Origin of the sequence: Streptomyces sp. NPDC047130 (assembly GCF_040643475.1) — a bacterium.
Taxonomy (GTDB): Bacteria; Actinomycetota; Actinomycetes; order Streptomycetales; family Streptomycetaceae; genus Streptomyces.
In genome coordinates, this window is the sequence record NZ_JBEYUK010000021.1 from 1 (window position 1) to 23073 (window position 23073).

Sequence of the window (23073 nt, forward strand, 5' to 3'; positions counted from 1 at the left end):
GCCCGGTTACATTCCGAACCCGGAAGCTAAGCCTTACAGCGCCGATGGTACTGCAGGGGGGACCCTGTGGGAGAGTAGGACGCCGCCGAACAATTTTTGGAGGACCCTTGGTCCCAGCGTTCAGCTGGGACCAAGGGTCCTTTTTTGTTTTTCCCCCTTTTTGTTTTGCCGCAGCGCGGGAACTCGACTGCGCGACGATGATCAGCGGTACCGAAGACTAGGAGTCACCGATGTCCACCAACTCTCCCGACGAGCGCCCCGAGCGCGAGCCACGCCGCCGGGACGGTGGTGACCGCGGCGACCGAGGCGGCTACCGCAGCAGCGACCGCGGCGGCCCGCGCCAGGGCGGCGACCGTGGCGGTTACGGCCGGCGTGACGACCGAGGAGGCGACCGGGGCGGTTTCCGCCGTGACGACCGGGGTGACCGTGGCGGCTTCGACCGCCGTGACGACCGCGGTGGCGACCGCCGTGACGACCGCGGTGGGTTCCGTCGTGACGGTGGCCGCGACGACCGTGGTGGCTTCCGACGTGATGACCGTGGCGGGGAGCGCGGCGGCTTCCGCCGTGAGGGCGGCGACCGGCCGGCGTTCCGCCGGGACGACCGCCGTGACGACCGGGGCGGCGACCGCGGTGGGTTCCGTCGCGACGACCGTCGCGACGACCGCGGTGGTGACCGTGGCGGTTTCCGTCGCGACGACCGGCGTGACGACCGAGGCAGCGAGCGTCGTGAGTTCGACCGCGGCGGTTACCGCGGGGGTCGGGACGACCGCCGTTCCGACGACCGTGGCGGGTTCCGTCGTGACGAGCGTGGCGGTGACCGGCCGGCGTTCCGTCGGGATGACCGTCGTGACGACCGCCGTGATGATCGCGGTGGTGACCGTGGCGGTTTCCGCCGCGACGACCGGCGCGACGACCGCGGTGGCTTCGACCGCCGTGACGACCGCCGGGACGGCCGGGGCGGCGAGCGCCGGGACTTCGAGCGCGGCGGGTTCCGCCGGGACGACAGCCGCGGTGAGCGTCCGGAGCGCGGAGGCTTCCGCGGCCGTGACGACCGCGGCTCCCGTGGCGGTCTCGAGCGCCGTGACGACCGCGGTCCGCGTCGCGACGACCGCGAGGAGCGCGGCGGGTTCCGCCGTGACGACCGCCGTGATGATCGCGGTGGTGACCGTGGCGGTTTCCGCCGCGATGACCGCCGTGACGACCGCCGTGACGACCGCGGCGGTTTCGACCGCCGTGACGACCGGGGCGGCGACCGTGGAGGCTTCCGTCGCGACGACCGCCGCGACGACCGCGGTGGTGACCGCGGTGGTGACCGTGGTGGCTTCGACCGGCGTGACGACCGTGGCCCGCGTCGGGACGACCGGGGCGGGCGCCCCGGTGGCGGCTTCCGGGGTGGACGCCGGGACGACGACCGTGGCGGCTACCGAGGGCGGGACGACCGCCGCGGTGGTGGTGGCGGCGGACGCTTCCGTGAGGAGCGCCAGCGCGAGCGTGACCGTGAGCCCATCAAGCGGCTGCCCATCCCGGAGGACGTCACCGGTGACGAGCTGGACAAGGACGTCAAGCAGGAGCTCCAGAGCCTGCCCAAGACGCTTGCCGAGGACGTCGCCCGCAACCTGGTGATGGTCGCCCGGCTGATCGACGAGGACCCCGAGGGCGCCTACGGCTACTCCCGGGTGGCCCTGCGGCTGGCCTCCCGCGTCGCGGCCGTGCGTGAGGCGGCCGGTTTCGCCGCGTACGCCAACCAGAAGTACTCGGAGGCGCTGGCCGAGTTCCGCGCCGCCCGGCGGATGACCGGCACCGTGGACCTGTGGCCCGTGATGGCCGACTGCGAGCGCGGTCTGGGCCGGCCCGAGAAGGCCCTGGAGATGGCCGGCGCCGCCGAGGTGCACCGTCTGGACAAGGCCGGTCAGGTGGAGATGCGCCTGGTCGCGGCGGGTGCCCGCCGCGACATGGACCAGCTCGACGCGGCGATCGTGACCCTGCAGAGCCCCGAGCTGGCCTCCAGCGCGGTGCACCCCTGGACCGCGCGGCTGCGGTACGCCTACGCCGACGCGCTGCTCGAGGCCGGGCGCGAGTCCGAGGCGCGTGACTGGTTCGCCAAGGCGCTCGAGTCCGACCGCGACGGCGGCACGGACGCCGCCGACCGGCTGGCGGAGCTCGACGGCGTGGGCGGTTTCGTCGACGCGCTGGACGAGGACGCCGTCGACGACGGTGAGCCGGTGATCGAGACCGCCACCGAGGCCGACCAGGACACCCGGGCCGACGAGGACGGGATCGAGGACGGGATCGAGGACGGGATCGACGACGAGGTCGAGGCCGACGAGGTCGAGGACACGGCGGCCGAGGACGGCGCCGAGCCCCTGGCGGCACCGGGCGAGCGCGGGACGAAGGACGACGGGACCGTCAAGGACGGCGACGAGGTCTGACGGACGACCGCGTGCCGTAGTGGCGCGTGAGCGACAGGAAAGGGCGGGGCCGGTGGCCCCGCCCTTTCTCATGTCCGGGGTCGCCTCATTCCCCGACCAGGCGCAGGACCAGGCCGGAGGCGGGCTTCGGGCCGAAGGATGTGGACTTGCGGGGCATCTTCACGCCCTGCTCGGCCAGTTCGCGTACGACCTCCTCGCGCACCGGGTGCAGCAGGACGGCCGTGCCGCCCTCCCGCTCGGCCTGCCGGACGGTGGCCGCGGCGTCGTGGATGTAGGTGATCCGGTCCGGCGAGTCCTCCGGGATGCGCCAGACGTCGTCCAGCAGGGCCCGGTGCAGGACGGTGGCGTCCAGGGTCCGCCAGGCCTCGGGCGGGCCGGACGGGACGGTCCGGGCGAGGAGAGCTGGGTCGGGGCGGTCCACCAGGTGGAAGGCGCCGTCCCCGGCGAGGAGGAAGGCGTTGCCCTCGCCGGCTGCCTGGGCCAGGTGCCCGAGTGCCTCGGGCAGGGCGGCGTCGAGGCGACGGACCCGGAAGAGGCCGCTCAGGGCGGACAGGGCCTCGGGCACCGGAAGACGGCGGAGGAGGCGGTGGATGGCCCGGACCCGCAGCGGATAGCGGGTGCTGTCGACCAGCAGCACCAGGCCGGAGTCCCAGGGACCGGGGTCGGGCAGGTGGGAGTCCCGCAGCCGCAGGTAGGTGGCCCAGCGGTGGTGGCCGTCGGCGATGAGGGCCGTGCGGCGGCTGAGGTCCCGCCGGGCCGCGGCCTGCTCGGCGGGGTCGGTGACCGCCCAGAGGCGGTGGGCGACGCCGTCCTCGGTGACGGTCGACAGCAGGGGCTCCCGGCCCGCCGCCGCCTCGACGACCGCCGCGGCCCCACGGGCCTCGCCGTCTCCGTCGCCGCGGTAACTGAGCAGGAGCGGTTCGAGGTTGGCGGAGGTCGCCCGCATCAGGGCCGCGCGGTCGGCGACCACGTGCGGCATCACGTCCTCGTGGGGGAGGACCACGCCCTCCTCCGGGTCGGACAGGCGGAGCGCTCCGATCAGGCCGCGCTGCAGCAGGCCGTCCACGCCCCGCTGTTCGTAGACGTAGAGGGCGGGCCGGTCCTCGACGGTCAGGACGCCGTCGTCCAGCCAGCGACGCAGGGTCGCCGCGGCGCGGGCGTTGCGCTCCTCCGGGTCGAGGGCCTGCGGGAGGATCAGCCGGACGATGTTGTGCGGATCCAGCGCCTCCAGGTGGTGCAGTCCGTCGGGGCGGACCACCACGTCGTACGGCGGCGAGGTGACGGCGGCCAGGTCGCGGACCCGGTCGGCGGCGTAGCGCAGGCCGCGGAACGGGCCGAGTTCGAGTCCGTGCCGTCCCTGCTCCCCGTGGTGACCTGCTGTGCTCATTGGTGCATCGTATGTGCGCACCTGACGTGAGGGATCATCGGGGGAAGAGCGGATCCCCAGTGGTGCGGAAGGAGCGGGAACATGACGCGGACCGTCAGGACGCGGCCGGAGGGCAGCGGCGGCCAGGTGCTGCGCGAGGCCTACGACACGGCCCTGCTGGACCTGGACGGCGTGGTGTACGCCGGCGGCGAGGCCATCGTGCACGCGGTGGACTCCCTGGCCGCGGCCAGGGACGCCGGGATGCGGCTCGCGTACGTCACCAACAACGCGCTGCGCACGCCCGACACGGTGGCCGGGCACCTGACGGAACTGGGGATGCCGACTCAGGCCGGTGAGGTGATCACCTCGGCGCAGGCGGTGTCCCGGCTGGTGGCCGAGGCGCTGCCGCCCGGGGCGCGGGTGCTGGTCGTCGGCGGTGAAGGGCTGCGGGTCGCGCTGCGGGAGCGCGGGCTGGTGCCGGTCGAGTCGGCGGACGACGACCCGGCCGCCGTGGTCCAGGGGTACGGCGGACCCGACCTCACCTGGGGCCGGTTCGCGGAGGCCTGCTACGCTATCGCGCGCGGGCTGCCCTGGTTCGCCTCCAACACGGACCTGACCGTGCCCACCGCGCGGGGCATCGCGCCCGGCAACGGCGCGGCGGTCGCGGTGGTGCGGATGGCGACCGGGGCCGAGCCGCGGGTGGCGGGCAAGCCGCTGCCGCCGATGCACCGGGAGACCGTCCTGCGCACCGGCGCGCGGCGGCCCTTGGTCGTCGGGGACCGGCTCGACACCGACATCGAGGGCGCCTTCAACGGGGACGTGGACTCGCTGCTGGTGCTGACCGGGGTCACCGACGTCGCCCTGCTGCTGGCCGCGCCGCCGGAGCACCGGCCCACCTACGTCGACGCCGACCTGCGGGGACTGCTCGCGCCGCAGCCGGAGGTGACGGCGGACGGGGACGGGTTCCGGTGCGGCGGCTGGCAGGCCGTCGCGGAGCGGGGGGAGCTGACGCTGAGCGGCGACGGCGAGCCGCTGGACGCCGTGCGGGCGCTCTGCGCCGCGGCCTGGACGGCGGCGGGGGAGGGCGTCTGCGCGCTCGACGCGGGGAAGGCGCTGGCCCGGCTGGGGAGGTGACCGGCCGGGCGCGGGGCCCGAGGCCGCCGGGCCTGCGGGAACCGCGGGGCCTGCGGGCGAACCGCCGGGCCTGCGGGCGAACCGTGGGGCCTGCGCGGATGAACGGGGCGTCGAGCCCCACGGTTGGTTAGGTTAACCTAACCGGGTGTTCACAGACACTCCCACCCAGCAGCGCGCCGCGGCGCCGCCCGCCGGGCCTTCGCGGCAGCGGCGGCGCTCCGCCATGAAGGCCGTCGGCCTGGTGGCCGCCCTCGTGCTGCTGGTCCTCGTGGCCGCGGCGAGCATCGCGGTCGGCGCCAAGCAGCTGTCCATGGGCCAGGTCTGGCACGGCCTGTTCGCCGACACCGGCACCTACGGCGACGTCGTCGTCGGCGAGCGGCTGTCGCGGACCGTGCTGGGCCTGCTCGCCGGAGCCGCGCTCGGTCTGGCCGGCGCGGTGCTGCAGGCGCTGACCCGCAACCCGCTCGCCGACCCGGGCCTGCTCGGCATCAACGCCGGGGCCTCGGCCGCGGTCGTCACCGCCATCACCTTCTTCGGTGTCACCTCCCTCGCCGGCTACGTGTGGTTCGCCTTCGCCGGCGCGATGCTGGTCGGCGCGCTGGTCTGGTTCCTCGGCGGCAGCCGCGGGGCGACGCCGGTGCGGCTGGCGCTGGCCGGCATGGCGATCGCCGCCGCGCTCCAGGGCTACCTGCAGGCGCTGATGATCCTGGACGAGGCGGCGCTCGGCCGGATGCGGTTCTGGACGGTCGGATCGCTGGGCACCGCGTCCTGGCAGAGCATCGGGCAGGTGCTGCCGTTCATCGCCGTCGGCACGCTGCTGGCACTGGCCCTGGCGCGGCCGCTGAACGCCATGGAGATGGGCGACGACACCGCCCGGGCGCTCGGCGCCCACCTCAACCGGACGCGGGCCCTGTCCATGCTGGCGGCGACCCTGCTGTGCGGGGCGGCCACCGCGGCCTGCGGGCCCATCGTCTTCGTCGGCCTGATGGTGCCGCACGTGGTGCGCTCCTTCACCGGGCCGGACCTGCGCTGGATCCTGCCGTACGCCACCGTGCTGTCGCCGGTGCTGCTGCTGGGCGCGGACGTGATCGGCCGGATCGTGGTGCGGCCCTCGGAGCTCCAGGTCGGCATCGTCACCGCGGTCATCGGCGGGCCGCTCTTCATCTTCCTGGTCCGACGGCGGAGGACGGCGCAGCTGTGACAACCCTCAAGAGCTCCCCGCGGCCCGTGCTGCGGATCGGTGGGCGCGTCTCGCTGCGGATACGGGTCCGTGCCGTGGTCGTGGTGCTGCTGCTTTCGCTGCTCGCCCTCGCCTCGGCGGTGGTGCTGATCGGCACCGGCGACTTCCCGATGTCCTTCGCCGACGTCCTGTCCGTGCTGTTCGGCTCCGGCCACCCGGCCGACGAGCTCATCGTCCAGGAACTGCGGCTGCCGCGGGTCCTGGTGGGGCTGCTGGTCGGCGCCGCGCTCGGGCTGGGCGGCGCGCTGTTCCAGGCGGTCTCCCGCAACCCGCTCGGCAGTCCCGACATCCTCGGCCTCGGCCAGGGCGCGACGGCCGGAGCGCTCACCATGATCGTGCTGTTCTCCGGCAGTGCCACCGCCGTCACACTCGGCGCGCTGGTGGGCGGCCTGGTCACCGGCACGGCGATCTACCTGCTCGCCTGGAAGCGCGGCGTGCACGGCTACCGGCTCGTCCTGGTCGGCATCGGCGTCAGCGCGGTGATGACCGCGGTCAACAGCTACCTGATCACCAAGGCCGACATGGTCGACGCCGCACGGGCCGTGGTCTGGATGACCGGGTCGCTCAACGGCCGGGACTGGACGCAGGTGTGGCCGCTGCTGGCGCTGTGCGTGGTGCTGGTCCCGCTGGTGCTGGCCAACGAGCGGGGCCTCAGGATGACCGAGATGGGCGACGACGCCTCCTACGCGCTGGGGGTGCGCGTCGAGCGGCTCCGGCTGGTGCTGCTGGGCTGCGCGGTGCTGCTGACGTCGGCGGCCACGGCGGCGGCGGGGCCGGTGGCCTTCGTGGCGCTCACCGCGCCGCAGCTGGCCCGGCGGCTCACCCGGTCGCCGGGGCCGAACCTGGTGCCGTCCATGGTCATGGGCGCCGCCCTGCTCATCGTCGCCGACCTGCTGTCCCAGCGGGCCTTCGGGTCCGACCAGCTGCCCGTCGGCGTGGTCACCGGCGCGCTGGGCGGCGTCTACCTGCTGTGGCTGCTGGTCACCGAGCGGAAGGCCGGGCGGATATGAGCGCCGGGACACACCCCGTCGAAGAGTCGACGAGTCGCACCCGAAGTGGAAGTCGAAGAGGAGTACCGGCGCCCGTGAACCGACTGTCGGCCCAGAACGTCACCCTCGCCTACGAGCAGCGCGTCATCGCGCGCGAGCTGTCGGTGGAGATACCCGACAACTCGTTCACCGTGATCGTCGGCCCCAACGCCTGCGGCAAGTCGACGCTGCTGCGGGCGCTGTCGCGGATGCTGCGGCCCAGCGAGGGGCGGGTGCTGCTGGACGGGGAGGTCATCCAGTCGCTGCCCGCGAAGAAGGTGGCGCGCACGCTGGGGCTGCTGCCGCAGTCCTCGGTCGCCCCCGACGGCATCACGGTCGCCGACCTGGTCGCCCGCGGGCGGTACCCGCACCAGGGGCTGCTGCGGCAGTGGTCGCCGCAGGACGAGCGGGTCGTCCAGGAGTCCATGGAACGCACCGGAGTGGCCGAACTGGCCGACCGGTACGTGGACGAGCTGTCCGGCGGGCAGCGGCAGCGGGTGTGGATCGCGATGGCCCTCGCCCAGGAGACGCCGCTGCTGCTGCTCGACGAGCCGACCACCTACCTGGACATCCAGCACCAGCTCGACGTGCTGGACCTGTGCGCGGAGCTGCACGAGGAGCACGGGCGGACGCTGGTCGCGGTGCTGCACGACCTCAACCACGCGGCGCGGTACGCCACGCACCTGATCGCCCTGCGGGACGGGGAGGTCGTCGCGGAGGGGGCGCCGGGGGACGTCGTCACCGCGGAGCTGGTGGAGCGGGTGTTCGGGATCCGGTGCCAGGTGATCGCGGACCCGGAGACGGGCACGCCGCTGGTCGTCCCGGCGGCCCGCCAGGCCCGCGCCACCACGCTTTAGCTTCCGCGGTACGCCGCGTCGGGCACGGCTACGCGGGTCAGAGGAGGGTGCGGAGGTGGAGGAGGTCGCGGAGGGGGGCTTGGAGGGTGAGGCGGCCGGTGGCCCAGGCGTGGGGGAAGGGGAGCGCGCCGGAGACGAGCGCGAGGAGGTCGTCGCCGGTCGCGGAGAGACGGATCCGGGCCGGCTCGGGCGGCACGCCCGGGACCGTGCCGTCGAGCACCAGCCGCCCTCCGGTCAGCCGCCCGGTGAACGTGACGTCCAGGTCGGTGACGTGGCAGCTCAGGGTGCGCTCCACGGCCGCCGCCTCCCGCACCCTGCCCGGCGCGGACGCGAGACGCCCCGCCAGCTCCTCCAGTGCCGTACGGCACTCCTCGATCGTGGCCATCGCGACAGACGGTACCCCCGTGGCACGAGGTAGCGTCGTGCCATGAGCGAGACACCACCCGAACCGCCGCCGGACGAGGACGAGGACCCGGCCGCGCCGGCCCCGCTCGGGGTCCCCCGCACCCCCACCGGCGACGCCCGCGTCGACGCCGCGCTGGAGCGGCTCGCCGACGTCGACCACCTCGCCGCCGACGGTCACCTCGAGGTGTACGAGGATGTACACGGGGCGCTCCGCGAGGCGCTCACCGCGCTGGACGACCCCATCGCGTCAATGCCGCACGACAACAGGAGCTGAACCGAACGTGGCAGGAGTGGCACGCCGCCGTCTCGACGCCGAACTGGTGCGCCGGAAGCTGGCCCGTTCGCGGGAGCACGCGAGCCAGCTGATCGCCGCCGGACGGGTCACCGTCGGCAAGGCCGTGGCGACCAAGCCCGCCACCCAGGTGGAGACCGCGGCCGCGATCGTGGTGGCGCAGGACGACAGCGACCCCGAGTACGTCTCGCGCGGCGGCCACAAGCTGGCCGGCGCCCTGGCGGCGTTCGTGCCGAAGGGGCTGAGGGTCGAGGGGCGGCGGGCGCTGGACGCGGGCGCCTCCACCGGCGGGTTCACCGACGTGCTGCTGCGCGCCGGCGCCGCGCACGTGGTCGCCGTGGACGTCGGCTACGGGCAGCTCGCCTGGTCGCTGCAGAGCGACGAGCGCGTGACGGTGAAGGACCGTACGAATGTGCGGGAGCTGACGCTCGAGCAGATCGACGACGTGCCGGTCGACCTGGTCGTCGGCGACCTGTCGTTCATCCCGCTGGGGCTGGTGCTGCCCGCGCTGGCGCGGTGCTCGGCACCGGACGCGGACCTGGTGCTGATGGTGAAGCCGCAGTTCGAGGTGGGCAAGGAGCGGCTCGGCAGCGGTGGTGTGGTGCGCAGCCCGGAGCTGCGCGCGGAGGCGGTGCGGGAGGTCGCGCGGCGGGCGGGCGAGCTGGGACTCGGGGTCCTCGGCGTCACCGCGAGCCCGCTGCCCGGACCGTCGGGGAACGTCGAGTACTTCCTGTGGCTGCGTGCCGGGGCGCCCGCCCTGGACCCGGCCGACGTCGAACGGGCAGTGGCGGAGGGGCCGCGTTGAGCGCATGCAGAACTGACGGGCGGGACCGCACGGTCTTCCTGCTGGCCCACACCGGGCGGCCGGCGGCCGTCCGCAGCGCCGAGCTGGTGGTGGCGGGGCTGCTGGACGCCGGGCTCGGCGTGCGGGTGCTGGAGTCCGAGGCGCACGACCTGCCGCTGCCGGACAGCGTCCAGCTGGTCGCCGAGGCCACGCCCGAGTGCCTGGACGGGTGCGAACTGCTGGTCGTCCTCGGCGGCGACGGCACCCTGCTGCGCGGAGCGGAGTTCGCCCGCGCCTCCGGCGTGCCGATGCTCGGCGTCAACCTGGGCCGGGTCGGGTTCCTCGCCGAGGCGGAGCGCGACGCCCTCGACCAGGTGGTGGAGCGGGTGGTCGCCCGTGACTACGAGGTCGAGGAGCGGATGACGGTCGACGTGGAGGTGCACCGCAACGGCAGCCTCGTCCACTCCGACTGGGCGCTCAACGAGGCCGCCGTGCAGAAGGTCTCCGCGGAGAAGCTCCTCGAGGTCGTGCTGGAGATCGACGGGCGGCCGGTGACCGGGTTCGGCTGCGACGGGATCATCTGCGCCACGCCCACCGGGTCGACGGCGTACGCGTTCTCGGCCGGCGGGCCCGTGGTGTGGCCCGAGGTCGAGGCGCTGCTGATGGTGCCGATCAGCGCGCACGCCCTGTTCGCCAAGCCGCTGGTGACCTCGCCGGACTCGGTGCTGGTGGTGGAGGTGCTGCCGCACATCCCGCCGGGGGTGCTGTGGTGCGACGGCCGGCGCACGGTCGAACTGCCGCCCGGGGCACGGGTGGAGGTCCGGCGGGGCGCGGTGCCGGTGCGGCTGGCGCGGCTGCACCACGCGTCGTTCACCGACCGGCTGGTGGCGAAGTTCGCCCTCCCCGTCGCCGGCTGGCGGGGCGCCCCGCACTGACCCGGAGCCGCCTCCGGGCGGCACGCCCGGGCGGGGGCGCGTCGCGATCATGGCCTCGGACCTCGTAAGGTCGGGTGCGTGTTGGAGGAGATGCGGATACGGTCGCTCGGAGTCATCGACGACGCGGTCGTCGAGCTGTCCCCCGGTTTCACCGCGGTCACGGGTGAGACGGGTGCGGGCAAGACGATGGTGGTCACCAGCCTCGGTCTGCTGCTCGGCGGTCGCGCCGATCCCGCGCTGGTGCGGATCGGGGCGAAGAACGCGGTGGTCGAGGGCCGGATCGCCCTTCCCGCCGACGCGCCCGCCGTCACCCGTGCCGAGGAGGCCGGCGCCGAGCTCGACGAGGGCGCCCTGCTGATCAGCCGCACGATCTCCGCCGAGGGCCGTTCCCGGGCCCACCTCGGCGGCCGGGGCGTGCCCGTCGGGCTCCTCGCCGAGCTGGCCGACGAACTCGTCGCGGTGCACGGGCAGACCGACCAGCAGGGCCTGCTGAAGCAGAACCGCCAGCGGCAGGCGCTCGACCGGTACGCGGGCGCCGCCGTCTCCGGACCGCTGGAGAAGTACACGGACACCTACCGGCGGCTGCGGGCGGTCTCCGCCGAGCTGGAGGAGATCACCACCCGGGCCCGCGAGCGGGCGCAGGAGGCGGACCTGCTCCGGTACGGCCTGGAGGAGATCAACGCCGTCGAGCCCCGGCAGGGCGAGGACACCGAGCTGGCCGCCGAGGCGCAGCGGCTCGGGCACGCCGAGGCGCTGGCGCAGGCCGCCACCGCCGCGCACACCGCTCTGGCCGGCGACCCGGAGGACCCCGAGGGCGTCGACGCCGGATCCCTCGTCTCGGGCGCCCAGCGCGCCCTGGAGGCGGTCCGCTCGCACGACCCGGCGCTGGCCGCGCTCGCCGACCGGGTCGGGGAGATCGGCATCCTGCTCGCCGACGTCTCCGGCGAACTCGCCGGGTACGCCGGAGACCTGGACGCCGACCCGCGCCGGCTCGCGGCCGTGGAGGAGCGCCGGGCCGCGCTGACCCAGCTCACCCGGAAGTACGGCGAGGACATCGACGCCGTGCTGGCCTGGGCCGAGCAGGCCGCCGCCCGGCTCACCGAGCTGGAGGGCGACGACGACCGGGTCGGTGAACTCACCGCCGAACGCGACGCGCTCCGTGCCGAACTGGGCTCCCTCGCCGAGCGGCTGACCGAGGCGCGCACGGAGGCCGCCGAGCGGTTCGCCGCCGCGGTCACCGAGGAACTGGCCTCCCTGGCCATGCCGCACGCCCGGGTGTCGTTCTCCGTCCGGCAGACCGAGGACCCCGACGGCATCGAGGCCGGCGGACGCACGGTGGCCTACGGGGCGACCGGTGCGGACGAGGTCGAGCTGCTGCTCGCCCCGCACCCCGGCGCGCCGGCGCGGCCGATCGCCAAGGGCGCGTCCGGCGGCGAGCTGTCCCGGGTGATGCTCGCCGTCGAGGTGGTCTTCGCGGGCACCGACCCGGTCCCCACCTACCTGTTCGACGAGGTCGACGCGGGCGTCGGCGGCAAGGCCGCGGTCGAGATCGGGCGGCGGCTCGCCCGGCTCGCGCGGACCGCGCAGGTCGTGGTCGTCACCCATCTGCCGCAGGTGGCGGCGTTCGCCGACCGGCAGCTCCTGGTCGAGAAGACCAACGACGGATCGGTCACCCGTTCGGGCGTCAAGGTGCTCGAAGGAGAGGACCGGATCCGTGAGCTGTCGCGGATGATGGCCGGTCAGGAGGACTCCGAGACCGCCCGGGCGCACGCGGAGGAACTCCTCGGGACGGCGGCCGCCGCGCGCGCCGAGCTCTAGGCCGAAGGGCCCTGGAGGGCGGGAGCGGGTCTGCGGGCCGCCCGCGCTCTGGCATCCTGGGCGGCGGACGAACGAGCGCCGTCGGCAGGGCGGGCGGCGGCGACGGACCCTTCCGGGACCGCCGCCGCCCGCCGCTCCCGACGGCGACCGCCCCACGTCCGCACCGCTTCCGCACCTGCCCCGCACGCCGCCCGACCAGGAGCCCAGGCGCCCGTGACCTTCGCCAGAACCCCCTCCCCGACCGGCCTCAGGCCGCTGCGCGCCGTCCAGGTGACCGGCGGCAGCGCGGCCGGGAGCACCCATGTGCGGTCGCTGACCGCCGGTCTGGTCGCCCGGGGCGTGCGGGTGACGGTCTGCGCCCCCGGCGACACGGAACACACCCACGGCTTCGCGGCGGTCGGCGCCCGGCACGTGCCGGTGCCGCGCAGCAGCGACCCGGCGTCGGTGGCGGCCCTGCGGGTCGCCTGCGCCGACGCCGACGTGGTCCACGCGCACGGACTGCACGCCTCGTTCCGCACGGTGCTGGCGCTGGGCGGGCGGCGCACGCCGCTGGTGGTCACCTGGCACAACACGCCGCGGGCCGAAGGGGCGGCGCGGGCACGGCTGCTGAAGGCGCTGGAGCGCCGGGTGGGACGGGCCGCCTCCGTGGTGCTGGGGGTCTCCTCCGACCTGGTCGACCGGGCCCGGCGGCGCGGGGCGCGGGACGCCCGGCTCTCGGCGGTGGGCCTGCCGAGGCTGCTGCCGGTCGCCGGGGCCCGTGCCGACACCGACGCCGAGCGTGACCGGCGGGCCAAACTGCGGGCCGAACTCGGCGCCCTAGGGCGGCCGTTGATCCTGACGGTGGCCGCGCTGGAGGAGGGGCGCGGGCACCGGCTGCTGCTGGACGCCGCGCGGCGGTGGCGGGAGGAGGAGAACCCGCCGCTGGTGGTCGTCGCCGGAGAGGGGGCGCTGCGCGGCGAGTTGCAGCGGCGCACGGAGCACGAAGGGCTGCCGGTACGGCTGTTGGGACGGCGCGACGACGTCGGGGCACTGCTCACGGCGGCCGACGTGGCGGTGGTGCCCGACTGCGCGGAGGGGCGCTCGCTGTTCGCCCAGGAGGCGCTGCACTCCGGGGTGCCGCTGGTCGCGGCGGACGTCCCCGGCATGGCCGAACTCGTCGGCGACGGCGCGGAACTGGCCCCCGCGGGCGACGCCGCCGGTCTCGCCCGCACGGTCTCCGCGCTGCTCGCCGATCCGGTACGGCGGGAGGACCTGCTGCGGCGCGGGCTCCGGCAGGCCGGCACGTGGCCGACCGAGGACGAGACGGTCGCCCAGGTGCTCAGCGTCTACGACGAGCTCACCCAGCCCCTGCCGTTCGCCTGACCGGCGCCCGGACCGGTTGTCGGACCCCCGGGCTACCGTCGGAACATGACCGACGACCGGACCTTCCCCTCCGCCCTCGAGGCCGTGAGCCGTGTGCGCTTCGACCACGACGGCGGCAGCGGCATTGACTACGAGCCGTACGACGCGTTCCTGCCCGCGGGGGAGACCACGGAGTGGTTCCGCGCCTGGACCGGCAACGACGAGGTGGACGGCGACACGTTCCGGATCTTCGCGCAGGAGGGCACGGGCGGGCTGGTCGGCCTGTGGCTGGTGCGGGAGGGACGGCCGCTCACCGGCCAGCCCGTGGTGTACCTGGGCTCGGAGGGGGAGACGGTGCACCTCGCGACGGACCTCGGCGACTTCCTGTGGCTGCTGGCCCGCGGCGTGGGGCCGATGGACGTCGCCCACCGGGCCTGGACCGCGGCGGACGAGGAGTGGGTGGTCCGGCCCGACCCGGCGATGACCGCGGTGGCGGAGGAGTTCGCCCCCGACGCGCGGCCGAGGACGGTGGAGGAGATCCTCGCCGACGCCGGCAAGGGCATACCCGGCCTCGAGGACACGGTGTACGACCTCTGCCGCTGAACGGCCACGGGGGCCGGCCCTGCCCCTAGCCGGCGGCCCGCGGCCCGTACGGCCGCCGCGGGGCGGCCCTCCGCCCGCGCGGCAGCAGTCGCTCGGCGAGGAGCACCGCGCAGCCCCCGGCCGTCAGCAGTCCGCCCGCCAGGAAGGTGCCCCGCACCCCCGCGAGCGGCAGGATCAGGCCGCCCAGCGCGGCGCCCGAGGCGATGCCGACGTTGTAGGCGCCGGAGTTCGCGGCGAGGGCGATGTCCGTCCGGCCCGGCGCGCAGCGCAGCATCGCGTTCTGCGTCGTCATGAACACCGGACCGACCGCACCGCCCATGAGGACCAGGAACAGCACCGCCGCGAGGGGGTGGGCGCCGGCCGCGTACAGGCCGAGCATGCCGGCGGTCTGCGCGGCGACGGCGGTGACCAGCGTGGCCCGGGGGAAGCGGTCCAGGAACAGCCCGGTGACGCTCACCCCGGCCAGGCAGGCGACGCCGAAGGCGACGAACAGGGTGGCGACCGTGTCGGGCGGGAACCCGCTCACCTCGCCGAGGAACTCCACGACGTAGGTGAAGCCCGTGAACGCCCCGGTGGAGGACAGCGCTCCGGCGGCCAGCACGGTGGCGAAACGGCGGACGTCGGGCTCGGATCCGTAGGCGGCCCTCTCCTCCTCCGGACGCGAGGTCGGCAGCAGGGTGGCGATCGTGACGAGACACAGGAGCCCGAGGACCGCCAGCACGGCGACGGGCACCTGCCAGTCGCTCCGCCGGCCCAGCCAGGTGCCGGCGGGGACGCCGAGCACGAGGGCGAGCGAACCGGCGACCGACAGCGCGCCCACGACGCGGCCGCGCACCTCGGGCCTGAACAGGCCCACCGCGACCGGCCCCATCACGGCCCAGAACAGGGCCTGGGCGAGTGCCGTCAGCAGGCGTGCCAGGAGCAGCGGCGTGTAGGAGGTGGCCAGCGCGGCGGCCAGGCTGGACACGACCAGCGCGGCCAGCAGCCCGGTCAGGACGTGGCGCCGGGGGACCGCCCGGACGGCGTGGGCGAGCGGAACGGAGGCCACGGCCACGGTCAGGCCGTAGCCGGTGACGAGCAGGCCGACGGCCGACAGGGACACCCCGAGGCTGCCGGAGATGCGGTCCAGGAGACCGATCGGCAGGCTCTCCGCCGTGTTGAAGGTGAAGGCCGCCAGCATCAGGGCCGCGAGCACCGCCCGCCGCCGCCAGGCGGCGGCCGGCGGCCCGGAGGCGGCCCGGTCGTCCGTCGTGCTCCTCGTGCGGTCCTGCTCCGCGGCACCGTCCATGGCAGTACCCCATCGGGCGCGGCGGCACCGCCGCAACCGGATTCCGCATTCCGCGCCGTCGCGCCGGGCCCGACGGCGGCCCCGGCGCGCCCGGGCCGTCGCGAGGACGACCGGGGCGCGGTGACCGGGGCGCGGCAGGGCCCCGCGGGCAACAGCGGATCAGCCCCCGTACGCCCCCGAGGCGGTGAGGCGCAGGGCGGTGTCGATCAGGGGGACGTGGCTGAAGGCCTGCGGGAAGTTGCCGACCTGGCGCTGCCGCTTGGAGTCCCACTCCTCGGCCAGCAGACCGAGGTCGTTGCGGAGCGAGAGCAGCCGCTCGAAGAGCCGCCGCGCCTCGTCGACCCGGCCGATCATCGCCAGGTCGTCCGCCATCCAGAACGAGCAGGCGAGGAACGCCCCCTCGTCACCGGCGAGGCCGTCGACGTTCTCGTCGCCCGGGTGCGTCGGGTACCGCAGGATGAAGCCGTCCGGTGTGGACAGCTCCCGCTGGATCGCCTCGATGGTGCCGATGACCCGCTTGTCGTCCGGCGGCAGGAACCCGACCTGCGGGATCAGCAGCAGCGACGCGTCCAGCTCCCGCGAGCCGTAGGACTGGGTGAAGGTGTTGCGCTCGGGGTCGTAGCCCTTCTCGCACACGTCCCGGTGGATGTCGTCCCGCAGCTCCCGCCACCGCTCCAGCGGCCCCTCGGCGTCGCCGGACTCGACCAGCTTGATGGTGCGGTCCACGGCCACCCACGCCATGACCTTGGAGTGCACGAAGTGGCGGCGCGGGCCGCGCACCTCCCAGATGCCCTCGTCCGGCTGGTTCCAGTGGTTCTCCAGGTAGGAGATCAGCTTCAGCTGGAGCTGGGAGGCGTAGTCGTTGCGGGACAGGCCCGTCATGTGCGCCAGGTGCAGCGCCTCGATGGTCTCGCCGTAGACGTCGAGCTGGAGCTGGTGCGCGGCGCCGTTGCCGACCCGGACCGGGGCGGAGTCCTCGTAGCCGGGCAGCCAGTCCAGCTCCGCCTCGCCGAGTTCGCGCTCACCGGCGATGCCGTACATGATCTGCAGGTTCTCCGGGTCGCCCGCGACCGCCCGCAGCAGCCACTCGCGCCAGGCGCGGGCCTCCTCGCGGTACCCGGTGCGCAGCAGCGAGGACAGGGTGATCGCCGCGTCCCGCAGCCAGGTGTAGCGGTAGTCCCAGTTGCGGACGCCGCCGATCTCCTCCGGCAACGAGGTGGTCGGCGCGGCGACGATGCCGCCGGTCGGCGCGTAGGTGAGCGCCTTGAGCGTGATCAGCGAGCGGATCACGGCCTCCCGGTAGGGGCCGTGGTACGTGCACAGGGCCACCCACTCCCGCCAGAAGTCGTCCGTCGCCGTCAGCGACTGCTCCGGCTCCGGCAGCGGCGGCGGCTCCTTGTGCGAGGGCTGCCAGGACAGCGTGAACGCCATGCGCTCGCCCTCGCGGACGGTGAAGTCGGTGTAGGTCGTCAGGTCCTCGCCGTAGGTCGTCAGGTCCTCGTCGTCGCCGCTCAGCACGGCGGTGTCGTACCAGACGGAGTCCGGGCCGGCGATGCCGACCAGCCGGCCGTTGCGGCGGTGCACCCACGGGACGATCCGGCCGTAGGAGAACCGCATGCGCAGCGCGGATCGCATCGGGACCTCGCCCGAGACGCCCTCCACGATCCGGATCACCTGCGGGGCGCCGTCGCGCGGCGGCATGAAATCGGTCACCCGGACCGTGCCGCCCGGGGTGTCCCACTCCGACTCCAGGACGAGCGAGTCGCCCCGGTAGCGGCGGCGGGTGGCGTCGGGCGCTTCGGCGTCCGGCGCGTGGGCGGGCCCGACGCGCCAGAAGCCGTGATCCTCGGTGCCCAGCAGGCCGGCGAAGATGGCCTGAGAGTCGAAGCGGGGAAGGCACAGCCAGTCCACCGTGCCGTCCCGGCAGACCAGTGCGGCGGTCTGCATGTCTCCGATGAGTGCGTAGTCCTCGATACGCCCGGCCACGTGCAACTCCAGTCGAACGGCCACATCGTCCCAGCGGGACGGTCGCTCTCTTGCGGTCAAGTCAAAGGGGGTGAAGCGGAAAAGACGGTTGTTCGCTCGGTATGGGCTGACGCTCCCGTATGCCCACGGTTGTGTTGTCCGGGGTAACCGGGACACGGCCTGTGACACCGGCTTGGGTGTGCCGTCCTGCCCGGCCGGGCGCTCAGCGAGTGTCCGAGCAGGATACGACGCGGGATGATGATGCGCGCGACGCTCACGGCAACAAGAGTGATCCGAACGGGTGGGCGCCCGGTGACCGGGGAAAGACGCAGGTCACAGCGGCGGCTCCGGTGCGCGGACGCCGTAGCTCCCACGCGCTGATACCCTGGTAGCCCGTGGACCGGTGGGAGAAAAACCCCGGCACCGCAGCGACGGCCCCCCCGGCGAAACCGGGTCGGCAAGCCGCTCATCCCCAGACACCGCCACCACGGGAGCCCCCCTTTGGCCATGCCCGCTGCTTTTCGAAACAGCAACGCCACGACGACCAAGCACATCTTCGTCACCGGGGGTGTCGCCTCCTCGCTCGGGAAGGGCCTGACGGCTTCCAGCCTCGGCATGCTGCTGAAGGCCCGCGGTCTGCGTGTCGTCATGCAGAAGCTGGACCCCTACCTGAACGTCGACCCGGGCACGATGAACCCGTTCCAGCACGGTGAGGTGTTCGTCACCAACGACGGCGCCGAGACCGACCTGGACATCGGCCACTACGAGCGCTTCCTCGACCGCGACCTCGACGGCTCGGCCAACGTCACCACCGGCCAGGTCTACTCCACGGTCATCGCCAAGGAGCGCCGGGGCGAGTACCTGGGCGACACCGTCCAGGTCATCCCGCACATCACCAACGAGATCAAGCACCGCATCCGCCGCATGGCGACGGACGAGGTCGACGTGGTGATCACCGAGGTCGGCGGCACGGTCGGCGACATCGAGTCGCTTCCCTTCCTGGAGACGGTCCGCCAGGTCCGCCACGAGGTCGGCCGCGACAACGTCTTCGTGGTGCACATCTCGCTGCTGCCCTACATCGGCCCCTCCGGCGAGCTGAAGACCAAGCCCACCCAGCACTCGGTGGCCGCCCTGCGCAACATCGGCCTCCAGCCGGACGCCATCGTGCTGCGCTGCGACCGCGAGGTCCCCACCGCCATCAAGCGCAAGATCTCGCTGATGTGCGACGTCGACGAGGACGCCGTGGTGGCCTGCCCGGACGCCCGGTCCATCTACGACATCCCCAAGACGATCCACGGCGAGGGCCTCGACGCCTACGCGGTCCGCAAGCTGGACCTGCCGTTCCGCGACGTCGACTGGACCACCTGGGACGACCTGCTGGACCGCGTCCACAACCCCGACCACGAGATCACCCTGGCCCTGGTCGGCAAGTACATCGACCTGCCCGACGCCTACCTGTCGGTGACCGAGGCGCTGCGCGCCGGCGGTTTCGCCAACAAGGCCCGCGTCAAGATCAAGTGGGTCACCTCCGACGACTGCAAGACCCCGGCCGGTGCCGCCCAGCAGCTCGGCGACGTCGACGGCATCTGCATCCCCGGCGGCTTCGGCGACCGCGGCGTCTCCGGCAAGGTCGGCGCGATCCAGTACGCCCGCGAGAACCGCGTCCCGCTGCTCGGCCTCTGCCTGGGCCTGCAGTGCATCGTGATCGAGGCGGCCCGCAACCTGGCCGGCATCCCCGACGCCAACTCCACCGAGTTCGACCCGGCGACCGCCCACCCGGTGATCTCCACCATGGCCGAGCAGATGGACATCGTCTCCGGCGAGGGCGACATGGGCGGCACCATGCGGCTCGGCATGTACCCGGCCAAGCTGGCCGAGGGCTCCGTGGTGCGCGAGGTGTACGACGAGAAGGAGTACGTCGAGGAGCGCCACCGCCACCGCTACGAGGTGAACAACGCCTACCGCGCGGAGCTCGAGAAGAAGGCCGGCATCGTCTTCTCCGGCACCTCCCCGGACGGCAAGCTGGTCGAGTACGTGGAGTACCCGCGGGAGGTCCACCCCTACCTGGTGGCCACCCAGGCCCACCCGGAGCTGCGCTCCCGCCCGACCCGCCCGCACCCGCTGTTCGCCGGCCTGGTGAAGGCCGCGGTCGACCGTCAGCAGGGGACCGGCGCCTACGCCCGGTGACCGTCCCGCTGACCGGGTGACGATACGGTGGCCGGGGTACGCGCCCTGCGGGACGCGCGCCCCGGCCCCGTCGTTCCCGTGACGAGTTCCCCGTGTTCAGCTTCCCCGTGTTCAGCAGTTTTGTGGAGAGGACCGCCCCGATGACCGACCCGGTGATCAAGGACGCACCCGAGGAGTGGGAGATCCGCTCGTCGAGCACCCCGTTCACGGGCAAGAAGACCTCCGTGCGGACCGACGACGTGGTGATGCCCGGCGGGACGGTCGTGAGCCGTGACTACCAGGTGCACCCCGGCTCGGTGGCCGTCCTCGCCCTGGACGACCAGGACCGCGTGGTGGTGCTGCGCCAGTACCGGCACCCCGTCCGCCAGAAGCTGTGGGAGATCCCGGCCGGCCTGCTGGACGTGCCCGGCGAGAACCCGCTGCACGCCGCACAGCGCGAGCTGTACGAGGAGGCGCACGTCAAGGCCGAGGAATGGCGGGTCCTCGCGGACGTCTACACCACGCCGGGCGGCTGCGACGAGGCGGTGCGGATCTTCCTCGCGCGCGGACTCTCCGACGTCGAGGGCGACCGGTTCGAGGTCGAGGACGAGGAGTCCGACATGGAGCTGGCCCGGGTCCCGGTCGCGGACCTGGTGCGCGGCGTGCTGGCGGGCGAGCTGCACAACAACTGCCTGGTCGTCGGCGTGCTGTCGCTGGTCGCGGCCCGGGCCGGCGACGGAACGGACACGCTGCGGCCCGCCGAGGCGCCCTGGCCCGCCCGGCCCTTCGAGGCGTGACCCGTGGTGGTCGCCCGGGTCCTCGCGGCGTGACCCGCGCGGCGGTCGCCCGGGTCCGGTGAGGCCTGCCAGGGTCCCGCCGGCCCCGTCCGGCCTCGTCCGGCCCACGTCAGAGGCTCCGGCCGGGGCCGAAAGGGGCCGCCCTCCGCGTCCGGTCGGGGGACCGCGGGGGTGTGGTCCCCCGTGCCGCCGACGTCCTGTGAACTACGCTCGTGCAAGGCCCCGCGGACGGGGTGGCGCGTGCGTGCAGGACGGGAGTGTGGCCCGTGACGGACCAGGCGGTGGACACCGGCAGCCGGACGCCGGACGCGGCGCGGAGGCCCTCCGGCGAGACCGCCGCGTCCGCCCCCTGCCCACCGGCCCCGCCCTCGCGGTTCCTGGGGCGGACCCGCGAGCTCAAGGAACTGCTCGCCGACATCGAACGCGCCGGACTGAACACCATCGCCGGACGCAAGGCCCCCCGCGCCCGCGTCCTGCTGATCGCCGGACGCCCCGGCTCCGGCCGCACCGCACTCGCCGAGGAACTCGTCCGGCAGGTCGCCGACCGCTACCCCGACGGCGTGCTGCGCGCCCGGCTCACCGAACCCGGCGGAACGCCGGTGCCCACCGGACGGGCCGCCCGCGGACTGCTCGGCCAGCTCCCCGCACCGGCCGCGCCCGGCGCGGACGAGGACGAGCTCACCGCCACGCTGCGCGCCGCCCTCGCCTCACGCCGGGTCGTGCTGCTCCTCGACGACGCCGCCGACGCCGAACAGGTCGACGAACTCGTCCCCGACACCCCGGACTGCCTGGTCGTCGCTGTCTCCCGCGGCCCCCTGACCGGCATCCCCGACGTGCGTCCCTGCGTCCTGGGCGGACTGGACACCCACTCCGCCGTCGACCTGCTGACCCGCCGCACCGGCCCCGTCCGGGTCACCGTCGACCCCTGCGCCGCCCAGCAGCTCGCCGAGGAGTGCCACGGGGAGCCGGCCACCCTGCTGCTGGCCGGCGGCTGGCTCGCCGACCGGCCCAAGGTGGCCGTCGCCGACCTGGTAGCCCAACTGCGCGCCGACCCGGCCGCCGGACCGCTGGACCGCGTGCTCGGCCTGGTCCACGACGGCCTGCCCGCGGCCGCCGCCCGGATGCTGCGCCTGCTCTCCCTCGCCCCCGCCGGACTGGTCGACCCGCACACCGCCTCCGCCCTCGCCGGCTGCTCGCCGCAGGCCGCGACCGAGACCCTGGACACCTTCCACCGGCTGGCCCTGCTGCACCAGGTCCCCGCCACCGGGCTGCTCTACGAGGTCCCCGGCTGCCTGCACCCCCTGCTGACCGCGCTCGCCGCCCGGCTCGACCGGCCCGCCGAGCTGCGGCTGGCCAGGGCCCGGGCACTGGAGCGCACGGTACGGATGCTCCACGCCTGCCGGCTCGCCGCCGAGACCGGCGAGGCCGCCCTGGCCCGTCGGCAGGCGCTGCCGCGCGCCCTGCGCTTCGCCGGGCCCGAGGAGGCCGCCACCTGGCTCGACGAGCGCCGCGAGGCCCTCCTGACGGCCGCCGCTCTCGCCGTCGCCGACGGGGAGCTGGACACCCTGGCCCGGCGGCTGATGTCCCAGCTCGTACGGGCCCTGGTCGCCCACGTCGGCACCGAGGACGCCACCTGCGACCTGTACGCCGTCCACCGGCTCGTGCTGGACGTCGCGGAACGGCGCTCCCTGCCCCGCGAGAAGGCCGCCGCCCTGCTCAACCTCGCCGACCTCGACGCCCGCACCGGACGCACCGCCGAGGCGCTGACCCGCTACCGGGCCGCCCTGGACGCCGGCCGGGAGGGCCGCGACCCGTACGCCGTGGGCCGGGCCATGGAATCCCTGGGCGGGGCCCACCAGGAACTCGGCGACCTGGACCGCGCCGCCGACTGGTACGGCAGGGCCCTCGCCGAACGCCTCGCCCGCGACCAGCGGGCCGACGCCGCCCGGCTCTACGGCCGGATCGCCTCCGCCCACGCCTGCGCCGGCCGCCACGAGGAGGCGCTGCGGCACTGGCGCGCCGCCGTCACCGAACACCGGCGCGGCGGCGACGTCGCCGCCTGCGCCCGCGCGCTCGGCGAACTCGCCCGCGCCCAGGAGTACACCGGGCGGTTCGAGGAGTCGCTGCGCACCTGCCGGGAGGCCGTCGCCCGGGCCCGCCGGGCCGGGGACGAGCGGCTGGAGGCGGGCCTGCACCTCAGGCTCGCCGACACCCTCGAACGCCTCGGCGACCCCACGGCGGCCCGGCTCCACCGGGAGAGTGCCGGGCGGATGCTGGGTGACGAGCTCGCAGGGGTACCCGAAGAACGTGGATGACGCCCCGGGGCCCGCCCGGGTCACCTCTCCCGACGCCCGACGGCGGGGCTGGTGGCACTACGGAGCGGATCGTCCCGGAACGTCACCCCGCACCCCGCACCGTTCCTAAGAAATCCGTGGCGTATCCCGCAGGTATCACTTGCTTTACAAGGCTAGACAGCGGGAAATCCTTCATTAGACTGGCGATGTCGCCGGTTCTCCGGCGTGTGTCCCGGTGTGCCCACAAGCGACCGGTATATCCCCGCATGCCCCGGCGCCACAGCGCCGCCGCGTGCGTTCCCCCGCCCCCCGACTGCAAGGACCGTGATCG

Annotated in this window: 18 protein-coding genes and 1 rRNA gene; 15 read left to right on the forward strand and 4 right to left on the reverse strand. The window is 74.4% G+C overall.

Annotated elements, in window-relative coordinates; genetic code table 11:
• Together rrf and ABZ836_RS22720 are read left to right on the forward strand one after the other, a co-directional pair.
• Nucleotides 1-91 (forward strand): 5S ribosomal RNA (gene rrf, locus ABZ836_RS22715); the annotation flags it as partial.
• A 1423-nt stretch (nucleotides 92-1514) separates the two neighbouring features.
• Nucleotides 1515-2429 carry a hypothetical protein gene (locus tag ABZ836_RS22720; protein WP_361144991.1) on the forward strand — a complete coding sequence of 305 codons (915 nt, stop codon included), beginning with the start codon at nucleotides 1515-1517 and terminating at the stop codon, nucleotides 2427-2429.
• Nucleotides 2430-2514: 85 nt separating this feature from the next.
• Here the strand turns inward: ABZ836_RS22720 and ABZ836_RS22725 are convergent, their stop codons facing one another.
• Nucleotides 2515-3816 carry a DUF1015 domain-containing protein gene (locus tag ABZ836_RS22725; RefSeq protein WP_356138029.1) on the reverse strand — a complete coding sequence of 434 codons (1302 nt, stop codon included), beginning with the start codon at nucleotides 3814-3816 and terminating at the stop codon, nucleotides 2515-2517.
• A gap of 81 nt (nucleotides 3817-3897) precedes the next feature.
• Here ABZ836_RS22725 and ABZ836_RS22730 point away from each other — a divergent pair, with 81 nt between their 5' ends.
• From ABZ836_RS22730 to ABZ836_RS22745, 4 genes are all read left to right on the forward strand, one after another.
• The gene (locus ABZ836_RS22730; RefSeq protein ID WP_356138028.1) at nucleotides 3898-4929 is read left to right on the forward strand and encodes an HAD hydrolase-like protein; all 1032 of its coding nucleotides are present in this window, start codon (nucleotides 3898-3900) and stop codon (nucleotides 4927-4929) included.
• A 145-nt stretch (nucleotides 4930-5074) separates the two neighbouring features.
• On the forward strand, nucleotides 5075-6130 hold the full coding sequence (locus tag ABZ836_RS22735) for an iron chelate uptake ABC transporter family permease subunit (protein WP_361144857.1): 1056 nt from the start codon (nucleotides 5075-5077) through the stop codon (nucleotides 6128-6130).
• Nucleotides 6127-7179 (forward strand): iron chelate uptake ABC transporter family permease subunit, encoded by a 1053-nt coding sequence (locus tag ABZ836_RS22740; protein ID WP_356138025.1) that lies wholly within the window; start codon nucleotides 6127-6129, stop codon nucleotides 7177-7179. Before ABZ836_RS22735 ends, ABZ836_RS22740 begins: the two co-directional genes overlap by 4 nt.
• A 74-nt stretch (nucleotides 7180-7253) precedes the next feature.
• Nucleotides 7254-8054: an ABC transporter ATP-binding protein gene (locus ABZ836_RS22745; protein WP_361144860.1), complete on the forward strand. Its 801-nt coding sequence runs from the start codon at nucleotides 7254-7256 to the stop codon at nucleotides 8052-8054.
• Nucleotides 8055-8091: 37 nt separating this feature from the next.
• On the opposite strand, the gene ABZ836_RS22750 is transcribed toward ABZ836_RS22745, so the two are convergent.
• Nucleotides 8092-8439 (reverse strand): sterol-binding protein, encoded by a 348-nt coding sequence (locus tag ABZ836_RS22750; RefSeq protein WP_356138021.1) that lies wholly within the window; start codon nucleotides 8437-8439, stop codon nucleotides 8092-8094.
• Between the two features lie 42 nt (nucleotides 8440-8481).
• Between ABZ836_RS22750 and ABZ836_RS22755 the strand changes: the two genes are divergently transcribed.
• The 6 genes from ABZ836_RS22755 (at nucleotide 8482) to ABZ836_RS22780 (ending at nucleotide 14232) form a co-directional block, all read left to right on the forward strand.
• Nucleotides 8482-8733, forward strand: coding sequence for a hypothetical protein (locus ABZ836_RS22755; RefSeq protein WP_356138019.1), 252 nt, complete (start codon nucleotides 8482-8484; stop codon nucleotides 8731-8733).
• A gap of 7 nt (nucleotides 8734-8740) precedes the next feature.
• A complete protein-coding gene (locus ABZ836_RS22760) occupies nucleotides 8741-9556 on the forward strand; it encodes a TlyA family RNA methyltransferase (RefSeq protein WP_361144863.1) in 816 nt (271 codons plus the stop codon).
• Nucleotides 9553-10470 (forward strand): NAD kinase, encoded by a 918-nt coding sequence (locus tag ABZ836_RS22765; protein ID WP_356138015.1) that lies wholly within the window; start codon nucleotides 9553-9555, stop codon nucleotides 10468-10470. The genes ABZ836_RS22760 and ABZ836_RS22765 overlap by 4 nt, the downstream gene beginning before the upstream one ends.
• A 90-nt stretch (nucleotides 10471-10560) precedes the next feature.
• On the forward strand, nucleotides 10561-12288 hold the full coding sequence (gene recN / locus ABZ836_RS22770; protein WP_361144994.1) for a DNA repair protein RecN: 1728 nt from the start codon (nucleotides 10561-10563) through the stop codon (nucleotides 12286-12288).
• 213 nt (nucleotides 12289-12501) lie between these two features.
• Nucleotides 12502-13650 (forward strand): glycosyltransferase family 4 protein, encoded by a 1149-nt coding sequence (locus tag ABZ836_RS22775; protein ID WP_361144866.1) that lies wholly within the window; start codon nucleotides 12502-12504, stop codon nucleotides 13648-13650.
• 45 nt (nucleotides 13651-13695) lie between these two features.
• The gene (locus tag ABZ836_RS22780) at nucleotides 13696-14232 is read left to right on the forward strand and encodes an SMI1/KNR4 family protein (RefSeq protein ID WP_361144869.1); all 537 of its coding nucleotides are present in this window, start codon (nucleotides 13696-13698) and stop codon (nucleotides 14230-14232) included.
• A gap of 25 nt (nucleotides 14233-14257) precedes the next feature.
• Here the strand turns inward: ABZ836_RS22780 and ABZ836_RS22785 are convergent, their stop codons facing one another.
• Both ABZ836_RS22785 and ABZ836_RS22790 read right to left on the reverse strand, forming a co-directional pair.
• The gene (locus ABZ836_RS22785) at nucleotides 14258-15412 is read right to left on the reverse strand and encodes an MFS transporter (RefSeq protein ID WP_361144997.1); all 1155 of its coding nucleotides are present in this window, start codon (nucleotides 15410-15412) and stop codon (nucleotides 14258-14260) included.
• A 267-nt stretch (nucleotides 15413-15679) separates the two neighbouring features.
• Nucleotides 15680-17506 (reverse strand): glycoside hydrolase family 15 protein, encoded by a 1827-nt coding sequence (locus ABZ836_RS22790; RefSeq protein ID WP_356138009.1) that lies wholly within the window; start codon nucleotides 17504-17506, stop codon nucleotides 15680-15682.
• Nucleotides 17507-17992: 486 nt separating this feature from the next.
• Between ABZ836_RS22790 and ABZ836_RS22795 the strand changes: the two genes are divergently transcribed.
• The 3 genes from ABZ836_RS22795 (at nucleotide 17993) to ABZ836_RS22805 (ending at nucleotide 22763) form a co-directional block, all read left to right on the forward strand.
• On the forward strand, nucleotides 17993-19672 hold the full coding sequence (locus tag ABZ836_RS22795; protein WP_356138007.1) for a CTP synthase: 1680 nt from the start codon (nucleotides 17993-17995) through the stop codon (nucleotides 19670-19672).
• A 140-nt stretch (nucleotides 19673-19812) separates the two neighbouring features.
• A complete protein-coding gene (locus ABZ836_RS22800; RefSeq protein WP_356138005.1) occupies nucleotides 19813-20448 on the forward strand; it encodes an NUDIX hydrolase in 636 nt (211 codons plus the stop codon).
• A gap of 266 nt (nucleotides 20449-20714) precedes the next feature.
• Nucleotides 20715-22763, forward strand: coding sequence for a tetratricopeptide repeat protein (locus tag ABZ836_RS22805; RefSeq protein ID WP_361144872.1), 2049 nt, complete (start codon nucleotides 20715-20717; stop codon nucleotides 22761-22763).
• Nucleotides 22764-23073: the final 310 nt, after the last annotated feature.

Bases quoted from the DNA above. Each gene is read 5' to 3' on its own strand.
- recN (WP_361144994.1), top strand. From the start codon at position 10,561: ATGCGGATACGGTCGCTCGGAGTCATCGACGACGCGGTCGTCGAGCTG.
- ABZ836_RS22750 (WP_356138021.1), bottom strand. From the start codon at position 8,439: ATGGCCACGATCGAGGAGTGCCGTACGGCACTGGAGGAGCTGGCGGGG.
- ABZ836_RS22725 (WP_356138029.1), bottom strand. From the start codon at position 3,816: ATGAGCACAGCAGGTCACCACGGGGAGCAGGGACGGCACGGACTCGAA.
- ABZ836_RS22795 (WP_356138007.1), top strand. From the start codon at position 17,993: ATGCCCGCTGCTTTTCGAAACAGCAACGCCACGACGACCAAGCACATC.
- ABZ836_RS22800 (WP_356138005.1), top strand. From the start codon at position 19,813: ATGACCGACCCGGTGATCAAGGACGCACCCGAGGAGTGGGAGATCCGC.
- ABZ836_RS22785 (WP_361144997.1), bottom strand. From the start codon at position 15,412: ATGCTGGCGGCCTTCACCTTCAACACGGCGGAGAGCCTGCCGATCGGT.
- ABZ836_RS22730 (WP_356138028.1), top strand. From the start codon at position 3,898: ATGACGCGGACCGTCAGGACGCGGCCGGAGGGCAGCGGCGGCCAGGTG.
- ABZ836_RS22780 (WP_361144869.1), top strand. From the start codon at position 13,696: ATGACCGACGACCGGACCTTCCCCTCCGCCCTCGAGGCCGTGAGCCGT.
- ABZ836_RS22755 (WP_356138019.1), top strand. From the start codon at position 8,482: ATGAGCGAGACACCACCCGAACCGCCGCCGGACGAGGACGAGGACCCG.